Genomic DNA, 20,280 nt, shown 5'->3' with positions numbered 1-20,280 from the left:
GTATTACATTTGTGTCAAATAGCGGCATCAAAAAAGTAGTTTATAGAGGTGCCCTGTTGTTATCCGGAAACGGAAATATTGATAACTCCAATAATTTATCATTAAACTCAGCTTGCATGAAAAATCGTTACGCTTCATTCAGAACTAATTTCAGAAGTATCTCAAGCACGATACGTGTAATTACTTTGTTAATTGCTCTTGTTGCGGGTCTGTCCAGGATTTCCTATTCACAGATTACGGTCCCCTTCTCTTATACAGGTTCAATAGTGAATTGGACAGTACCGACGGGGGTAGGAACCATTACAATTACAGCGAGAGGTGCTCAGGGTGGATCAAATGGCGGAACAGGCGGGCTTGGTGCAATTATTACAGGAACCTTCACGGTAAGTGCGGGTCAGGTATTATCATTACTTGTGGGTCAGCAGCCTCCAAACAACTATAGTTTTGCAGGTGGAGGTGGTGGTACATTTGTAGCGTTGGGCTCATCTTATGCATCAGCTTCACCTCTTGTTGTTGCGGGTGGTGGTGGAGGCTCTTCTTCAGGAAATGGAGGTGATGCATCCACCGGCAATAACGGCAATGGTCCCGCACCGGGTACTTCTGGCAACGGAGCACCTTCAACATCCTGTGGCGGAGGTGGCGGAGGATTTTATTCTTCGGGTGGTAACGATGTTTTAACCTCTCCTTCATTTATTTCTTACGGCGGCGCCGGATTCAGACAGGGCGGGGCCGGTGGAAGTGGCGGAACGTATTACTCTACCGGTGGTTTCGGTGGTGGCGCCGCATGTAATTATTACGGTTCATGCAATATGCGTGGTGGAGCAGGTGGCGGATATAGTGGAGGAAGCGGGCTTAACAGCGGAGGTAGTCAGTATGTAGGTTATGGTGGCGGTTCTTATAACGGCGGATCAAACCAATCGAACACTGTTGGGAATACCGGCAACGGCTCGGTAAGCATTACCTACACGGTAGCCTGCCAGTCATGCCCAACCTATGATTTTGGAATTTTTACACCAACTATTATTCCGGCAACCCATGCCAGTAGCACTACTGAAGCTGCCGGATGTAAGATATATGCTTTTAATGTAATCGCAGGTTTTGAATATTATTGGTCGGTATGCAGCAACGGTGGCACTTATTCGGGTGATTCGAGAATGATACTTTATGATAACGCGTGCACAGCCCTCGTGAATGTGGATGATGCTTGTGGTACTGGTCCCCAGATAAACTGGACTGCAACCTACACAGGAACCGTTTACATTCGTATGGCGCATTACTCCAATGGAGGAACGGCGTCCTGGACTATGGCATACTGGAAAACCATACCGCCGGGCGAAAACTGTACAAATGCACAGAACCTTGCTTCACTCAGCAATCCCTTCAGCGGTTCTACGCTTGGTTACGCAGATGATGTGAGTACATGCCGCTCAGGATATCCCGATAGGGTATTTTATATTGACGTGCCAAATTATTACAGGCTGGAGATATGGGAGCCTTCGAATGACTATAATGAATATGAATATGTGGGTTATGGAAGCAGTTGTCCTGGAACTCAAATACAATGCTGGGATAATGATGCTCTTGCGCATACAGTTTGGATTAATACAACTGGTTCTACCCAAAGAGTATGGTACATTCAGGATGCATGCTGTGGCGTTGGATACGGGAATTTTACATTACAATATACGCTGGCAATAGCATGCCCCACATTAGGTTCTGTTTCTAATTCCGGTCCTATAAATTTCTGCAACGCAGGTGGCGATTTTGGCGGTGTATCAGTATCAGGACAGGTTGGAACAGTCGTATGGGACTGGGGTAGCAATAATGGCGTATGGAACAATAACTGGGTTACCAGCAACTCTTCCGGAACATGCTGCTTTCCTAAGAAAACATCCAATAGTGATGGAAATGCCGATCGCATCAGGTACAGAGTGAGCACCGGCGGTTGCACGGATGTTACTTCATCTACGATTATGCTTCCTAACGGATACAATGAAGCACCAACAAGTTTGGCGTCATCGACAAATTCGTACTGCAGTTTTGCAAACCCCGGTACAATAACACTTACTGCTACTTTTCCTTCATCAATAAATAAAAACGGAACCGTAAATTTTTACAGCGGTTCATGTGGTGGTACATTGGTTGGCTCTGTTACAGCCGCCGATAACACCGCAACAGCCGCTGTTACTATTACAGCTCCTGCCAGCACAACCGTTTATTATGTCCGTTACGAGCCGGGTTCAGGAACCGGCTGCAGCAACACTGCATGCGCAACTACTACTGTAACTGTTCCGGTTATAAGTAATGATGCCTGTGCAAATGCCATCGATATTGGCTCATCGTTGCCATATACCAGCCCGGTTATCAGCACCACATGTGCAACAGATGATGTTGTGTGGTCTTCCTGCGACGGACCCTATAAAAATATATGGTGGAAGGTAACCTGCCCGCCATGTATTACAACGCTTACAGCAATTACATGTACCGGCGGAACCAATTTTGATGACGAGATTGCCATTTTTACCGGAAGTTGCGGAAATATGACACCGGTTACCTGTAATGATGATAATGGAGCAGGTTGCTCCAGTAATTATGCAGGAGCAAGCTGGTCGTCTATACCGGGAACAGTTTATTATATCACAGCCGGAAGCTATTACAGCGGAGGGCCAACAGGTAACCTTCAACTGAATGTTACGGGCACAGCAGATGCTTCAGCACCGGTGCTTGGAACACCTTCTGTGAACAACAGTACGTGGATTTGTGATAATAAACACATTTATGCAATTACTGTTTCGGCAACTGATCCTAGCGGTTTTGGCGGCACATGGGGTATACTTGCACTTATAAATTATCAAGGGACAAGTGCCGGAGCATACGGCGGATATTTTGGATGGCATCCCAGCAGCTATGTTCATGGTACAGCAGAGGCAAACCATGATATGGAAGCTGTTGGCGGAGGTTATGCTTCTCAGGAAAGTGCAACGTATGGTCCGAATGCAAGTACACTGGTAGGTTGTACCACTTCACTTGTTGGTACTACACGTACCGTCACTTTTTATGTAAGACCAAGCACGAGTTTTCCGATACTTTCAACCAACGCTATTTCTGTGTATGCTGTTGACCCTTGCGGAAACACTGCCAACTGGACGAATACCCAATTGAATTTTATTTCCGTACCCAGTCAGACCATTTCTATGCCACCCAATATTAATGTCTGCGGCTCACAGGTAGTAAACTATTCTTTGCCAACAGCAAATGGTGGAACGGCTGTTGCATTGAGTTCAGGATATGCTAGCGGTTCTGTTTTTCCTACCGGGACTACAACTGTTACCTGGAATACACTGTATCCTAACGGAGCAGGTGGAACATTTAACTATGCACCCGGTGCCAGCAACCAAACCATTGCTCTTGCTGCCTGTGAATCGGTATATGGAGCCGGAAACTGCAATACGGGGTCTTGCGGAAATTTCACCTATTATAAATCATCTGCAAGCACAAGCTGCGATTGCAGCAAGCCAGTCGGTCAGTATGAATTTATCTATGCAAATGCCGGATATACTACCGTGGGCGCTGATTATGGAGGGCATACTACAGATGTGACAAGCAACAGTTTATTCACCCGTGTGAAAACTGCGGGAAGCTGCAACGCTAATTCCTGGACTCTTACCGAACCGAATCTGGGAGGTGGGGGTGCATCCGGAAGTTTTAACGTTATTGTTGGCTCAATACCATCGTCCCCTGCAGCAACTGCTAATCCTTCTGCCATATGTCCGGGTAGTGCGTCAAATCTGATTGCTACATCAGCCGGCAATACGATAAGCTGGTACAATGCTCCAACAGGAGGTACATTTCTGGGTTCAAGCAATAGTGGCGCGGCCTATACTGTGAGCCCTTCGGTTACAACACAGTATTATGCAGAAGCGATTACATCACCAACAGGAAATATTCTTGCCGGACCCACACATACCAACAATAGTACGGGTGGTTATACCTTAGGCTATTCATTTACTCCGAACGTAAATATTATTGTAACCGGATTACGCCGGTACTTCGGAACAAAAATTTCAATTTGGAATGATGCCGGAACTCTGATATTTAGCCAGGCAGTCAGCGGAACTGATGGTACATGGACGCAGACAACTCTTGCCACTCCCGTTACCCTTCTGGCCGGTGTTACCTACAGAATAGGTGCCTATACAGGTGGGTCAAATTATTACTGGAAGTATGGCGGAAGCAGCACTTTTGCAAACGGAACAATCAATGCAAGTTATGAAATTGGAGGTGATGCTTTCCCGACCTCAACAGATGGTGTTTCATGGTGGTTTGTTGATCTTGCTTACAGTGGATGTGCGTCAAGTCGAACTGCAGTTACAGTAACAGTTACGCCGGCACCGTCTGCACCTTCGCCGGTTACTGCAACTACCGCTACAATTTGCACCGGTGGTACTTCTCAGCTTAACGGAGTTTCAGCAGGAAACAGCATAAATTGGTGGAGTGCGTCAAGCGGAGGAAGCCTCTACGGTTTAAGTTTAAGTGGTGCAAATTATCCGGTTACCCCGTCCGGCACAACAACTTATTACGCTGAAAGTACAACGAATTCAGTTCAGGTTGTTTCTTCTCTGGGAACTTCAGGGTCCAACTCAATCGAATGTGTTGCTTATACCGGAGACGACCGTGGAGGCATTGTAATAACTCAAAATTATGTTTTCCTTACCGGCGATGTGAGCACTGCCCGCTTCAATCATGACTTGTCCGGTCCTGTTGCACTCACAGCCTGTTGTGCCAGAGACCATATTTTTAGTGACCTGGCGGGAGCAGGGAAGGTTTACTCACTTGCAAACTCAGCCGGAATACCAACAAGCGGTCCGATTGTTGTCGACAGAATTCAGGAGCTTGATGCAAGCATGAACCCCACAGGTTCAGCAATCATGCTTAGTTCAACAATAACCGAAACAAACCCAACCGGCATATACTCAGGAAACGGTTTTGTAATTGTTCATACTTCTTCTGCAATATATAGAATTGCCCTTCCAAGCGGAACAGTGACTACTATGACCTATTTTTCACAGCCTTCGCATACCGGAACAGAAAGCGTCACCTATTATCCCTGGTGGGGTTGGGCAGAATACAATGGTACTGATTATTCGGTTGTTTATGTTCAGAATTCCACTACCATTTCAAGGATGAACCTTACTACAGGAGCTATCACAACAGCAGGTTCTTTCAGCAATCTTTCAGACATGGCAAGTATAATTTACTCGCCATGGGATAGCCGTTGGTATTTCCATCATGAAGGTACTTCGCAATTCAGATCTGGAGATGAAACTGTCGGTTATGCTGATGCCTCAATTAATACAACCACAGCTGGAGGTTGCGCAAGTTCGTCAAGAACTTCCGTGAGTGTTACTATAACAACTGATCCGGTTGTAACGATTACCGGAACAACAACTATTTGTGAAGGCGGTACAGCCACCTATACAGTATCTAATGTTACCGGTGGCACAGGTACTCCAACCTACCAATGGTATTTTAAATCTCCGGGAGGATCTTTCAGTCCGCTTACAAATGGTTCAGGTGCAGCACCGTGTTTTTCAAACGTTAGCGGTGCACAGACCAGCAGCCTCTCACTGCCGCTTTACAGTTTTGCAAGTGCGTGCTCCGGTTATCAGGTGTATTGCCTTGTTACGTATTCAGGCAGTGGTTGCGATGCTGCAAATTCCAATACAATCACAACAACAGTGAACCCGACTACAATACCGGCTGTATCTATTGGCTCTGCTCCATCGGGAGCAATTTGTGCGGGTACATCTGTTACATTTACAGCTTCACCAACTAATGGTGGCTCTTCCCCGACTTATCAGTGGAAACTTAACGGTACGAATACTGTAACCGGGACCTCATATGCCAGTAGTTCCCTTGCGAACAATGATGTGGTCAGCTGTGTGATGTTATCAAATGCCGGCTGTACAAGTCCTGTAACCGCGACTTCATCAGTAACGATGACGGTGAATCCGATTCTGTTACCGACCGTCTCAATAGCCGCATCACCTGTGGGTGCTATTTGCCCGGGAACCAATGTGACTTTTACACCAACTCCGGGTAATGGCGGAACTCCGGCATATACCTGGTATAAAAATGGAACAAGTGTAGGCACAAGCTCAACATGGGCAAGCAGTGCGTTGGTGAACAGTGACGTTATAAAATGTGTGCTTGTATCGAATGCAACCTGTGCAAGTCCCGTGACGGCGACATCCAACCTGATTACCATGACGGTCAATCCCAATGTTACGCCTTCAATGAGTATTGGTGCTAACCCCTCAGGAGCAATTTGTGCCGGGACATCCGTTACATTTACAGCATCACCAACGAATGGTGGCGGTGCTCCCGCATACCAGTGGAAACTGAATGGCGTTAATACAAATACAGGAACAACCTATTCAAGTAGTGCCCTTGCAAATAATGACGTTGTCAGTTGTGTGCTCGTGTCCAACGCAACCTGCGCACTCCCGGTAACGGCGACTTCCTCTGTAACAATGACCGTGAACCCGCTTCTTACACCCGTTGTTTCAATAGGTTCATCACCTTCGGGAGCAATATGTGCAGGCACTTCTGTATCTTTTACTGCGTCGCCGACAAATGGTGGTAGTACGCCTTCTTATCAGTGGAAACTTAACGGTACAAATACTGTGACCGGTTCCACATATTCAAGCAGCGGACTTGCAAATAATGATGTGGTTAGTTGTATAATGGTATCCAATGCCACGTGTCCAAGCCCATCTACTGCAACATCGTCGCTTACAATGACGGTGAATCCTGTCTTGTTACCTACTGTTTCAATAGCTGCTTTACCTTCGGGTGCGATATGCCCGGGAACCAATGTGACCTTTACACCCACACCTACCAATGGTGGCACACCGGCATATACCTGGTATAAAAATGGAACAAGTGTCGGCACAAGCTCAACATGGGCAAGCAGTGCGTTGGTGAACAGTGACGTGATAAAATGTGTACTTGTGTCGAACGCAACCTGTGCAAGTCCCGTGACGGCAACATCCAACCAGATTACAATGACAGTCAATCCCAATGTTACGCCTTCTGTGAGTATCGGCGCTAACCCCTCAGGAGCAGTTTGTGCAGGAACATCGGTTACATTTACAGCCTCGCCGACCAATGGCGGCGGAGCCCCTGCATATCAATGGAAACTGAATGGCGTTAATACAAATACAGGAACAACGTATTCAAGCAGTAGCCTTGCAAATAATGATGTGGTAAGTTGTATATTAGTATCAAATGCAACCTGCGCACTGCCTGTAACTGCTACATCTTCTGTAACGATGACCGTGAACCCCGTGCTGTTGCCTGCCGTATCCATACTGGCATCACCATCGGGGAGTATATGCCCGGGCACTAACGTAACCTTTACTCCAACGCCTGTCAACGGCGGAACACCGGTTTATCAGTGGTATAAAAATGGTGGAAGTGTCGGTACGGGGAACAGTTGGTCAAGCAGCGGATTAGTGAATAATGATGCAATTAGCTGCGTAATGATATCAAATGCAACATGTGCAAGTCCGGTTACTGCAACTTCCAACACCATCAATACAACGGTAATTCCTAATGTCACACCTTCTGTGGTTATTAGCCCGGATGTAAATCCGGTTTGCCCGGGAACAACAGTTAACTTTACAGCATCACCTGCAAATGGAGGAAGCACTCCTGTTTATCAGTGGCAGGTAAACGGAAGCAATACGGGTAACAATGCTGCAACATTCTCATTTATCCCGGTAAACGGAGATGTTGTTCAATGTATCATGGGATCCAATGCAAATTGTGCAAGCCCTGTTTCAGCAACTTCAGCAAGTATTACGATGGTTGTTAAAACACTTTCTGTTTCTCCTTCCGGGGCAACCGCCACTCAAAATGTTATTTGTGCGGGCAGCTCCACGCAGCTTGACCTAACAGGTGGCTCACTTGGGACGGGTGCTGACTGGCAGTGGTATTCGGGAAGTTGCGGAGGTGCATCGGTTGGAAGCGGCGCCAGCCTTTCACTGATTCCTGCCGGTACAACAACCTATTATGTGCGTGCAGAAGGAGATTGCAATAACAGTTTATGCGCTTCAGTTGTTGTTACAGTCAAAACACTTTCAGTTGCACCGACCTCGGTTACAGCCTTACCATCGAGTATTTGTGCCGGTGCTTCAACAACAGTGTCTATTAACGGCGGAACACTTGGAACGGGAGCCTCGTGGCAGTGGTACACGGGCAGTTGCGGTGGTATTACAGCGGGCAACGGTCTGAGTCTTGTTATTACACCGGCAGTTACAACAACCTATTATGCACGCGCTGAAGGCGATTGCAATAACACATTGTGCGGTTCGGTAGTTGTTTCGGTAAGTGCCTGCATGGTTAACTGGACCGGTAATGCCGACTCAAACTGGAACAATGCCGCCAACTGGTCAAACGGAATGATACCCGGTCCTTATGTCGATGTGACGATTCCTTCAGGAAGGCCACATCAGCCTGAGATATTTGTTGCAGCTCAGTGTCAGAGTTTGAATATTGCCAACGGAGCAGTACTTACTATCCGCCCGCACTATTCTCTCACGGCACGAGGCGCTACCACTCTGAATGGTGCGCAATGTCTTGTTATCAAATCAACGGCTGCAGGTTCGGGCTCATTTATTGATAATGGTACGATAACAGGCACTGGTACGGCAAAAGTAGAGCGCTATCTTACCGGTACTTTCTGGCATTATATAGGAAGTCCTATTCAGAGCGCAACGGCAGCTGTCTACTCAGGTCAGTATCTCAAAAAATGGCTTGAACCCACGTACACCTGGCAAAATATAACAACCCTTTCTACACCTCTTGTAGCTGGTACCGGTTATGCGGTGAAATCGCTGAATTCAAATACGTATAATTATATCGGGAAACTGAACACAGGTCCGTATTCATTTGCTGTGACCAGAAATACCACACAGGTGAGTACTAAGAGGGGATGGAACCTGATGGGTAATCCGTATCCAAGTGCCATCAACTGGGATGCTCCGGTTGGCTGGACCAAGACCAATGTGTACAATTCCATTTATATCTACAATCAAACCTACGGAACCTACGCCACCTATGTGAACGGTTTCGGTACGAACGGCGCTGGACCCTATATTGCATCAGGTCAGGGATTCTTTATTGTGTGTTCTGCTTCACCGGGTGGCACGCTGGCATTTAACAATACCGTGCGCCTGCACAAAGACACAACCTTCTTCAAGACCTTGGTTCAGGCTGATTTAATCAGGCTTAACCTGGAAGATAACGGACAAAAGGATGATATCATTATCAGGATTACACCTGATGCAACCAATAATTTTGACAGCGACTTTGACGCATTCAAAATGGTGGTGCCAGGCGTAAGCCAGTTATGGTCGAACCCAATCGATGGCGAAGTTGTGGATTATGCAATTAACAGTCTTCCTGATATCGCCGGTAATCCTGATATTCCTGTGGCATTCATGCCGGCACACAACGGCAACTATATTATCAGAGCCAGCGATTATCAAAGTTTGGGTGCGCAAACCTCCATATATCTGGAAGACCTGAAAACCGGTGTCTTGAGCGATTTGCTTGATAATCCTGTCTACTCATTTACCGGGGTCGTGGGTGATGATGTGAACCGTTTCGTGCTGCACTTCGGATTCCCGGTTATAACCAGTGTTGAAAATGCCGGCGCCGGACCACGAGTGAGCGTTTATCCGAATCCCGTTAAGCAAAACCTTTCGGTGAATATTTCAGACATCAGCGAAAACGTTGTGTTACAAATAACGGATAATCTTGGCCGCGTGCTGTACAGCAAATCAGTTAATCCTGTAAAAGGACGGCTGCACTTGGATATTGATGTTTCGGAATATCCATCAGGCGTTTATCTGCTGAATATACGTGATTCGGAGATGAGCCGTGTAGCGAAGTTTGTAAAGAACTGATGAAATTTGTGAGTATAAAAAAGGCGGTCAATTCACGACCGCCTTTTTTATTGCCTTATAACAGCAAATGATTGTTTCAGGTTTTTATTGACCGAAAGGTAATACAGTCCGCTTCTCATTTTTTTAATGCGGATCTTTGATTTCTCTTCAGATAATTTGCCGCTCATCACTATTTTTCCTGCTGAATCCGTAATCATATAATCAGATGGCAAGAGATTTTTTGATACTTCAATAATGATAAAATCGTTTGCCGGATTCGGATACATTCTCATGCTGAGTTCGCTATTATTTTCCGATATTGACAGCATTGAGTAATTCAGATAAATACCCAGATACGGGCTCAAATCAAGGATGTGAACTTTTTGTTCGTTGGTAACAAAAGGCGGCTGCGTGAAGTATTCATTAGATAGATAGTATTTCAGACCATTTGCTGTTGCAATGCCTTCTGTCTGATAAAATGGGAGCGATACTGAAATTTTTCTTTTATTCCCGCTGAAAAAATTATAACCGCTAAAATCATACAACAGGTATATGAATGGCTGAAGCAGGCTGCTGTAGCCACATAATACGACAAGTCTTTTCGATTCAAGATAAGTTGCCCCTGTAATCAACCCACTGACATCATATCCTGTTTTTAATTGTGCGCTGTAAGTTCCCGGAATTTTCGGCAAAGCGTAAACACTTGTCTTCTGGCTTACCCATTGCTTGGTAAATAGAAAAATACTATCGTGCGTAACAATTAATGCCTCACAATCATAATCTGTATTATTGGCTCCGGCCGGTGTGAAATCAGTTTGATCGGCATATGAAAAATTAATAGTGTCAGCTATCGGAGAACCCATCAACACTGATGTTTTGGCTATTCTAAGAATTTTCAAATCGGTACGGTTTCCGTTTCCATTATTTCCAAAATCACCGATATAAATATAATTGCTGTCCTGCGCAATGTCTTCCCAGTCGTTATTCTGAACACCGCTTAACGGCAATGTCTGAACGATGACGGCAGTCGCCGTGTCCAGTGAGTAAAGATTCGTATCGCTGTTGTCATTGTGGGTCCACAGATAATTATTCCAAATGATAAGGCCTGATGTTTCACTCAGAATACTGTCCAGAATATTTGAAGAAACGGGTGTTACAGAAGCATTACTGTAAACACAGCTGCCATCATTGATTGTTGCAGCAGTATTGTAGTTACTTGCCATCGGGTCGGTACAGCCGCTTATTTGCGCGTACGAATGTTGCATGAAGAGGAGCAGTAAAAGCAATATGAATCCTTGTTTTTTCATTGTTGATTGATGAAAATGCGGGTTAATTTGATGGCGTTATTTCTCGTTTTGCCTTTAGCTGCATGAGTTGAGCATTGTTATAACTGTCAATAATGATGCATTCGAATGTCTTGTTTAATAGGGCCTTCAGGCTGTCATCGCACACAAGCACTTTGTCGTTGGTGCTGAAATTATCAGTATTGCAGATCTCGATTTTTTGCCCTTTTTCGGCTAATTTGTATTTATAAAAAAGTAATGAGCCATTGTAATCTTTATGATACACTTTGACTCCGTCTAGATTCATTTTTTCGTTGCCTCTTTTTAACAGATAGGCTTCATTGGCCTCTAACTTTTTTTGTCCGTTAGGAAGGGTATTGCCCTGTGAACGGTTGAAAATAGTGTAATAAGGGAATGCGAAAATTGCAACAATAAAAAGGATGCAGAATTTTTGCGAAAGTGGTTTTCCTGCAAAAGAAAAATTCTTCAACAGCAGGAATAATGGATAGGCAGCCATTACCGACAGTAATGGAAACAGCGGCATATCATACCATTCCAATTTTGTAACAGATGCTGAAATGATGATGAGATAAACGATACTCAGAATCGACAGGCTGATTAAAAGTTTTTTTTCTGTTTTGCTGGAGGTGAAAAATGATAATACAACTCCGGCAATCAACAGTATAAACCATGCGGCAAATCGATATGCGAACAGGTTGTCGAGGTAGAACAGGGTAGCTTCGCGATGGTTTTCCACAACATGCAAAACTCTCCCCGCATCTTTGAAAAAAACCTCATTCAGGTAGCCGGGCGCTGCCATTTCACGCGCATATGCCATTCCTGCGCTTATAAAAATAAATATTAATATTCCTGAAAAGAAAGCGATATTGAGCGTAAAGAGTTTCAGTTTTTTTTGCATCAAAAGTATTACAGGATATGCCGGGCAAAACAACAATGCCGCATACATTTTTGTTGCAAACGCGAGGGTGATAAAAATGAAAAACAATAGTACATCCGTTCTTTTTTCATCCAACAGGAATTTTAGAAAATAAAGATTTGCGATGAGCAGAAAGAACGTCAGCAGCGAATCTGCATCGGCCGTTCGTGCCGTATGAAACGTAATGAAGCCTTGTGACGTGAGCAGTACCAGCGCGCTGATCCATGCCAACATCTTGTCATATCTTCTGGCGATAAACAGAAATAGAATCAGTATGCTGAATGCTGCGGCAAGCGCCGAGGGCAGCCGCAAAGCCATTTCATTATATCCAAATATTTTTACTGAAATGATTTGAAACCAGCTGGTGAGCGGCGGTTTGGTATTGCATATATCGGGTGCTCCGTTGAAATGAGGCGAAAAGTAATGACCGTTGTGCATCATTTCATAAGTATTCACCGCAAACATAGACTCGTCCCACCAACGCATCTGGAAGCTTCCGAGTTTTAAAAATACGACGAAAAAAATGAGCGCAGATAAGCACAGCGCGTGAAGATATGTGTAATCTTTTTTCCTGTCCATACAGGATAAAAATAGCATTAATTTTTAATTCGGCAATGATTCAGTGCCCAAACGCGTGACTTACGACTTACGACTCATGACTCACGACTTTTAATTCTTCACAATCTTTCCCGAAGCGCTGAAACTCCTTCCTTCAATTTTTATGTAATACGTTCCGCAGCTGTATGCCGAAAGGTCGAGCTGCTGCTGCACTCTACATTCACTTGCTGGAACAAATATTTCGGTGAGCCTTCGGTAACGGGCATCGTAAAGGTAAATCACGATGTCTTGAGCTTCGGCAGGTTTTAACTCAATACTTACGCTGCCTTTGGTCGGATTGGGAAATATAAGTGTTGATGCCTCGTTTGAGTTTATTGTTACGTTGCCGGCATCTTCCGTAATATCCGGAATGACGGTAATTTCGGGAAGGGGACCACTTATGGTTACGGTATCTTTTACTTCCGGAGTCTCCGGCTCAACCGGAATGGCAGGCGTTTCTTCATCCATCAGTATGGTAATTATTTTGGAATACTCATAGTAACGATGCCAGTGCCCTTGCTTTTCACCTGAGTCGGTGAACTCGTCACTTTTTGGCAAAACCTTCACCGATGCAGGTTTAAACGCGCCTCCGTTCGCTTCACCATCAATATCTTTTGCAGTTATTTCAAGCTCGGAAAGCCCGTTGAATGCGTATGAAAATATCTGAAATGTACCATCGCTTGATGAATCCGGATTGAAACCGTTATAATAGCGTCCGTCATTACTGTTAATACTCAGTTTGATTCCCGGAATTCGTTCGCCGGTTTTTGCGGAAAGCACTTCTCCTTTTAAAATAAATTCTGTTTCCACAACTCCGTATTGCGCCATCAGTGTGGTTGAAAATCCGAAAAGTAGTACAACAACCGATGAAAAGGTTTTCATGATGCGCCATTTCAGGGTCCTGCGGTTCTTCATTTCTTTTTCCATGAGTATTTAAATTTGATGATTCTTAAAGTAAATACGTTCTGTGTGCAAAATGTACCCGATGATATCCGGATTCATGATGCTTGGATGCAAAAAGAAACGAAAGGTTTAATGCGCTGCGAAAATTTATTCTTTCACCACCATTTTTGTTGCTAAAGCAGTGGCCGTTTTTAACTGTAAAAAGTACACACCTTTTGAAAGGCTGCTGAGGTCAATGCTTTCAAGAATAGCATCCGTAGTTTTATCGACGGTTTTTTGAATCACCAGACTACCATCGGCTGCAAGTATATTTATTGTAAGCTTTCCGTAATCTTTCGAATAGAAACTTATGTTAACGTTTGTTAACGCAGGATTTGGATAAACATCACAATATACGTTAACGTTCGTTAATGATATCCCGGATACAACATCCGCCCAGATAGAATCGGCCCATTCCGGATGATCAATAAAAGGGTTGCGGTTATTCTGAATTCCATAAATAGCATTGTTTCGGTCCGTTTCTTTGGTGCTCACAGGGTCGTTGTGGCTCCATTTTAAATATTGTGCAATCGCCCAGGGTTTCATCTGCGAACCGGTGTTCATCCCGTTTGATGTCCATCCTGCATCTTCAGTATAATAGCGAACCGCGATATAAAAATAGCTTCTCGCAAAATCACCTTTATATTCATCGATTGGTTCAAATGCAGTAAAAGGATAAAGATGCCCGAGAGAATCATTGAATGTGCAGTTGCCAACTTTACTGCCGTTCAGCGATGTCCATGTTGCCACTGCCACTTCACCCATTGGATAATTACTTCGTTCACCATTCACTTTTCCGTCGGTAGGATAGAGGTGAAACATATCAGAATAAATGGATCCGGTACTTCCGAAAAGGCTTTGCGGAAAGGAATGCTCGCGGTTAAAACAATCGCCTTCGTTCACATAACTTCCGCATTCGTCTGACGAAACGTAATGATAAATATACGGAGGCGTTCCGCCCGGAACATCAGAATACATATCCCATACAACATTGCTTCCCTTAGTATCTGTAATCTTGAACTGAGTGTAGAGGTTGCTGTAGCTGATTACCGTGTGGTTCTTGATGATGTTGTGAAGCGCTGCCTGCAGCGGCACTCCGGTCAATCCTGCCGCAGAATTGTAGTAGCCCGCGGGTATTTGTGCAAGAAGCACTGCGTGAATGGCTATAAAAACAGCACTGGCGAAGAATGTTCTGAATAATTGTTTCATCCGGGTAGATTTCTATTGTAAAATTACGGAATAATTGGCTTCCCGCTTCTTTTAATACTGTAAGAGTTTGTTAATTATGATAAAATGCATCGAAAGTCTGCCATATCCGAAGAACTTTTCTTCAGTTTTAATGCTGATGCCCTGAATACAGCTTTTCGGACCTGCCGATTTTTTTTCCTATTTTTGTTTCACCGTTACCGGGATATTGAATGATTATCCCGCGTGAAATTTTAATATTTAGAAAACTTAGCAATCGCAGTTATGGGATCAGGAGCAGACGATCGTATCATCAGCAGAGCCTCGAAATGGCTCGAAGGTAATTTCGACGAAGAAACAAAAAAGCTGGTGAAAGATATGATGGAGAATGACCTGCAGGGTCTTACCGAAGCGTTTCACACCGACCTTGAGTTTGGTACCGGCGGGTTGCGAGGTATCATGGGTGCCGGCACCAACCGTATGAACAAATATACGGTGGGCATGGCAACGCAGGGACTGGCTAATTATATCAAAGCTGCTGTTGCCGGAGCACCTGCCGGCATTGCCATTGCATACGACTCTCGCAACAACAGCCGCTTTTTCGCGCAGGTTACGGCCGATGTAATGTCGGCCAACGATATCAAAGTATTTTTATTTAGTGAACTAAGACCAACACCCGAGCTTTCATTCGCGATACGCCATCTGGGTTGCGTGAGCGGTATCGTTATCACCGCTTCACATAACCCCAAAGAATACAATGGTTACAAAGTTTACTGGAGCGATGGCGGTCAGCTGGTGAGTCCGCAGGATAAAAATGTAATTGCAGAAGTACGAAAGATTAGCAGCATAAACGAAGTTTGTTTTGAGGCTAAACCGGAACTTATCGAAATGATTGACGCCGATGTGGATGAGGCATATCTTAAAAATGTGATGTCGCTTTCGCTGAATCCTCAACTTATACAAAAGCATCATGAACTAAAAATTGTTTATACACCCATACATGGCTCAGGTATTACATTAGTGCCGCAGGCATTGAAGTGCATGGGATTTGATGATGTTCATGTGCTCCAAGCGCAGGCTGTGCCCGACGGGAATTTCCCGACAGTGAAATCGCCCAATCCTGAGGAACCTTCGGCACTGGCACTTGCTATTCAGAAAGCAAATGAAACGGGCGCATCTCTTGTGCTCGCTACCGATCCCGACGCCGACCGCGTAGGCGTCGCCGTGAAAAATAATAAGGGCGAATTTATTTTGCTCAATGGAAATCAAACCGCATCCATTCTTACAGCCTACCTGCTTGGACAATGGAAAGAAAAAGGTTTGCTCAGAGGAAAAGAGTTTATTGTGAAGACTATTGTCACTTCCGAACTTTTAAAAGACATTGCAACGCATTATAACGTTGAAAGTTTTGATGTTCTGACCGGTTTCAAATACATTGCGGAGATTATTCAAAAGCTCGAAGGCGAAAAAGTATTTATTGGCGGTGGTGAAGAGAGCTATGGCTTTCTGGTGGGCGATTTTGTGCGCGATAAAGATGCCGTTATTGCCTGTTGTATGATTGCTGAAGCTGCCGCTTATGCCCTTGAAAAGGGACTTTCGCTGTTCGACATGCTGCAGCAGATTTATGTTGACTTCGGTTTTTATTATGAAGGATTGCTTTCGCTGACCAAAAAAGGAATCAGCGGTACCGAAGAAATTGCGAAGATGATGGCCGGTTACCGCACACAGCCTCCGCATGAAATAAACAACAGGGCAGTGGTTCGGATTATGGACTATAAGTTGCAAAAAGAAACCGATGTAAAAACAGGACTTCAGAAAGATATTAAACTGCCTGTGTCGGATGTGTTACAGTTTTTCCTGGACGACGGAAGTAAGATTACGGTGAGACCATCGGGTACGGAACCGAAAATAAAATTCTACTTCGGGATAAAAGGCGTCCTTGAAAATGCCTCCCAATTCGAAGAAACCGAAACATTGCTGAAACAGAAAATCAGCGACCTGATTGTTGCCATGAAATTGCAATAGAAGCCTGCATATTCGCCGGTCAAAATCTACTCAGGCAATTACCGGCCAGACCAAAAAAAGCAACTGCATTTTCGCAGTTGCTTTTCTTTTATCTTTTATCTTATGTCTTATGTCTTACATCTTACGTCTGAATTCTAAACTCTATTTTATCATAATCTTACGGAATGCCGTATTGTTGCCGTCCAGTAATTTCATAATATACATGCCGCTTCCAAGAGTTGCGACATTCAATTCATGCACCTGTTTGCTTGTGGATACAGGGAGTTGCTCAGACATTACAAGCTGACCGGCAGCATTCAGCAACGATAGCCAAATTGCATTTTCGGATGCCGGAACTTCAATGTAAACCATGCCTGAAGCCGGGTTCGGATAAATAATAAGATCGGTGTTTGGTTCAGAATTTTCAATGCCGCTGCATACCGTAAAGTTAACAACAATGGTGTCGCGACCAATACAATTATTATTGCTTACAACAACAATTATAGATTCGCTGCCAAGACCGATACCGTTGGAGTCAACAACCTGTGTCATGCTGCTCCCGGAACCATACGACCAGTTATAGGAACTGTAAGGGCCGCCTGCATTGAGCGTAATAGAGGCGCCGGCGCACAGCGTGGTATCGTGTCCAAGGTGAACTGCCGGATAGGGATTTACGGTAATGTTGATTGCATCATTTTTCGAACACCCGTTTGAGTTGGTGACTGTACAGCTGTATGGTCCGGTATTTCCTGCCCACAAGTATTGATTTGTTGAAGTTCCGCCTGTCCAGCTGTAGTTCGAAAAACCACTGCCCGCATTCAGGGTGATACCGCCGCAAACCGTGGTGTCGTTTCCAAGGAAGATGCTTGGCTTCGGGTATTCCGGAATGGTAAGAGGCGCTGAGGTGGCGGTGCATCCAAGTGCATTGGTAACGGTAACGGTAAAGGTGCCTCCGCTTGTGATATTAATACTCGGCGTTGCTTGTGAGCCGAGCGACCAGTTATAGCTTGTACCGGTAGTTGCAGTAAGTGTTACAGCATCGCCCGTGCACAAAAATGCGTTACTGGGTGTAATGGTCGGTTTGAATGTACCGCAGATAAAGATCGGTCTGATTACAAACGCCACATTAAAGCCGAGTTGACTCAACGTATCCCATGGGTCTGTTCCTATTTTTGCATAAACAGTATACGGAGTAAGGTTATTGTTGGTGTAGCCGACAGCGAGATTGTGCGTTGTTGAAATTTGCTTTATACCGATAAAATATGTGCCGGGTGTGAGCTGTATCGGACCACCGCTGAGGGGCAGATCTACCCATTGAGCCGCATTATTTGAAAAGGTGAAAACAGCGGATGATGCAATCTGTGTTACCGGCAATTCATTGGTAGTGTTATAAACAACAATCTGGGTCTGGTCGCCGGCATAGGAAGTGTCAACATAAACCTTCACATGTTTGAGTCTGTCGGTAGTGAGTACGTCATAATTCTGCCCCAAAATCAGGGTGGATGTATTAGATCCGAGAGACCCACCGAGCTTTCCCGTAAAAACGGCGTCATCTCTTGCATAGAGTGAATCGTTAATTATAAAACCTTGCGCAACGGTATCGTTTGTATGGTCCGCATCAGTCTGTGTCATGGAAATAATATATTCAGGAAGGTAAAAACCGTTTCCTGCGGGTGGTGTAAAACTTACAGCCGAAAGTGTTCCGGTAGCATTGGCAGCCAGCGATGCAATAGTGTTGCTTGGCGGATTGGAAAGCACTGCCAGTGTGTTCCCGTCATACACTTTCGCACTCATCGTAACGTTGGTAATCGTTGATCCACCGGCGTTTTTTGCCGTAATGCTTAATGGAAGCGCTGCATTATTATACTGCATTCTCGGAACTACGGTATATTCGTTTGCATTCACTCTGGCTGCAATAGCTGCGTCATAAGTGGGCCTGGTGTAAACTACGATGTCATCTATAAACCACCAAAAGTCCCAAGCACCCGTCCAGTGAAAACGAATCTTTACATTAGACTGATTGGCAGCCACCGCCGACAGGTCAACATCCACATAATGTGGGTTGGCTGTGGACTGGTTTTGTGTAAGCCCCGTTTCGGCAGCATATACAGATGTAAAGGTTGAGAAATTATTATTGCTCACTTCAAGGTGCCCGGTTGATGACGCATATTGAGCAAAGCGCTCATTAAAATGAACCCAGACTGATGTTTGCCCGGTACAGTTGATGCTGGGCGATACAAGCAGGCAATTCTCATTTACGCCGGTTGAGCCAAGACTGTCGCTGTTTACACATGCATAACCGTTTGCTCCCGATGTTCCCTGAAAACTAAACCATTTTAATTTTGTATCACGTATCCAGTCCATTGTTCCGGTGGAATGTGACCTTGTCCAGCCGGTTGGCGGAAATGTTGTACTGCTGAAATCCTGCGAAAGCAGTGTTGTATAATTCTTGGCAGTACCGTTGTTGCCATTCCCGGATAAAAAGTCATGACCAGGAATTGTTTTTTCACTGCTGAATTGCACCAGGGCCGATACGGTGTTCAAATTTTGAACTTTTTGTGCATTGGCATTGAATTGCACGCTTATCAATGCAATACAGCATAAAATGAGTAAACGAACGGAGAATATTTTTTTCATGAAATTAATATTTAGTTAAAGCAAAGTTATCAAAAAACGAACATGATGGCAGTGAATCTCTGTATTTTTAACGCACTAAGTATTAAAAACTCAATACTATTGTATAAATTTGCCCTATAAATCAAAAAGTATGAGTGGTTTTAAGTTATGCCCCAATGGGCATTATTTTCATGAAAATCTGGACGAATGTCCTTATTGTCCCAAACAATCACAAAATAAACCTGTTATGGATTTAGATAAAACGAAGATTGAAGGCAGTAATAATACTGCTGACGACAAAACACAGATTTTTGGTTCCGGTGGCGGCAACCTGAATAAAACTCAAATTTTTCATGGTGAACCGGGTTCAGATGATGCTCCCGATTTTCAGGGAATAAAAAATAATGCAGGTCGCAAACTAGTGGGCTGGCTGGTTTCTTTTACAATTGATGCCAACGGTGTTGATTATAAATTGTACGAAGGCCGTAACATCATTGGGTCAGATCCTGCATGCGATGCAGTTGTTCCCGCTGACGGTTCCGTTTCCGGAAAGCACCTGACGATTTTATACCGTATGGGCGTTTTTAAATTCAAAGACGAGCTTTCAACCAATGGTACCTTCATCAATGATGAATTTAAAGAAGAAGGAAATCTGAACGATGGTGATACCATTAAAATTGGCAATACGGTTCTTAAATTCAGAACTGTTGCTTAGTCAGGTTAAATTACGATTTTATTTTTTGCATAATAAATAATCAGCAAC

At 44.5% G+C, this 20,280-nt stretch carries 8 protein-coding genes; 3 read left to right on the top strand and 5 right to left on the bottom strand.

The genetic code is table 11. The annotated features are described in order from the left end of the window. The first annotated feature begins 116 nt into the window (after positions 1-116). Positions 117-9,974, top strand: coding sequence for a T9SS type A sorting domain-containing protein (locus tag WCM76_12450; protein MEI6766445.1), 9,858 nt, complete (start codon positions 117-119; stop codon positions 9,972-9,974). Between the two features lie 47 nt (positions 9,975-10,021). On the opposite strand, the gene WCM76_12445 is transcribed toward WCM76_12450, so the two are convergent. The 4 genes from WCM76_12445 to WCM76_12430 form a co-directional block, all read right to left on the bottom strand. Then, entirely contained in the window at positions 10,022-11,260 is a 1,239-nt protein-coding gene (locus WCM76_12445) for a T9SS type A sorting domain-containing protein (GenBank protein ID MEI6766444.1), read from the bottom strand. A 22-nt stretch (positions 11,261-11,282) separates the two neighbouring features. Beyond that, positions 11,283-12,752 carry a glycosyltransferase family 39 protein gene (locus tag WCM76_12440; GenBank protein ID MEI6766443.1) on the bottom strand — a complete coding sequence of 490 codons (1,470 nt, stop codon included), beginning with the start codon at positions 12,750-12,752 and terminating at the stop codon, positions 11,283-11,285. A 90-nt stretch (positions 12,753-12,842) separates the two neighbouring features. Next, the gene (locus WCM76_12435) at positions 12,843-13,697 is read right to left on the bottom strand and encodes a radical SAM-associated putative lipoprotein (protein MEI6766442.1); all 855 of its coding nucleotides are present in this window, start codon (positions 13,695-13,697) and stop codon (positions 12,843-12,845) included. Between the two features lie 123 nt (positions 13,698-13,820). Then, positions 13,821-14,921 (bottom strand): endonuclease, encoded by a 1,101-nt coding sequence (locus tag WCM76_12430; GenBank protein MEI6766441.1) that lies wholly within the window; start codon positions 14,919-14,921, stop codon positions 13,821-13,823. Between the two features lie 261 nt (positions 14,922-15,182). On the opposite strand from WCM76_12430, the gene WCM76_12425 reads away from it, so the two are divergent. Beyond that, positions 15,183-16,922 (top strand): phospho-sugar mutase, encoded by a 1,740-nt coding sequence (locus WCM76_12425; GenBank protein MEI6766440.1) that lies wholly within the window; start codon positions 15,183-15,185, stop codon positions 16,920-16,922. A 141-nt stretch (positions 16,923-17,063) separates the two neighbouring features. Here WCM76_12425 and WCM76_12420 read toward each other — a convergent pair whose 3' ends face one another. Next, positions 17,064-19,538 (bottom strand): T9SS type A sorting domain-containing protein, encoded by a 2,475-nt coding sequence (locus WCM76_12420; GenBank protein ID MEI6766439.1) that lies wholly within the window; start codon positions 19,536-19,538, stop codon positions 17,064-17,066. A 226-nt stretch (positions 19,539-19,764) separates the two neighbouring features. On the opposite strand from WCM76_12420, the gene WCM76_12415 reads away from it, so the two are divergent. Then, entirely contained in the window at positions 19,765-20,232 is a 468-nt protein-coding gene (locus tag WCM76_12415) for an FHA domain-containing protein (GenBank protein ID MEI6766438.1), read from the top strand. The last annotated feature ends 48 nt before the right edge of the window (positions 20,233-20,280 follow it).

The sequence above is a fragment of the Bacteroidota bacterium genome (assembly GCA_037133915.1).
Taxonomy (GTDB): domain Bacteria; phylum Bacteroidota; class Bacteroidia; order Bacteroidales; family CAIWKO01; genus JBAXND01.
Note: the sequence above shows the minus strand (reverse complement) of the source record. Positions and strands in the feature narration are given on the sequence as shown.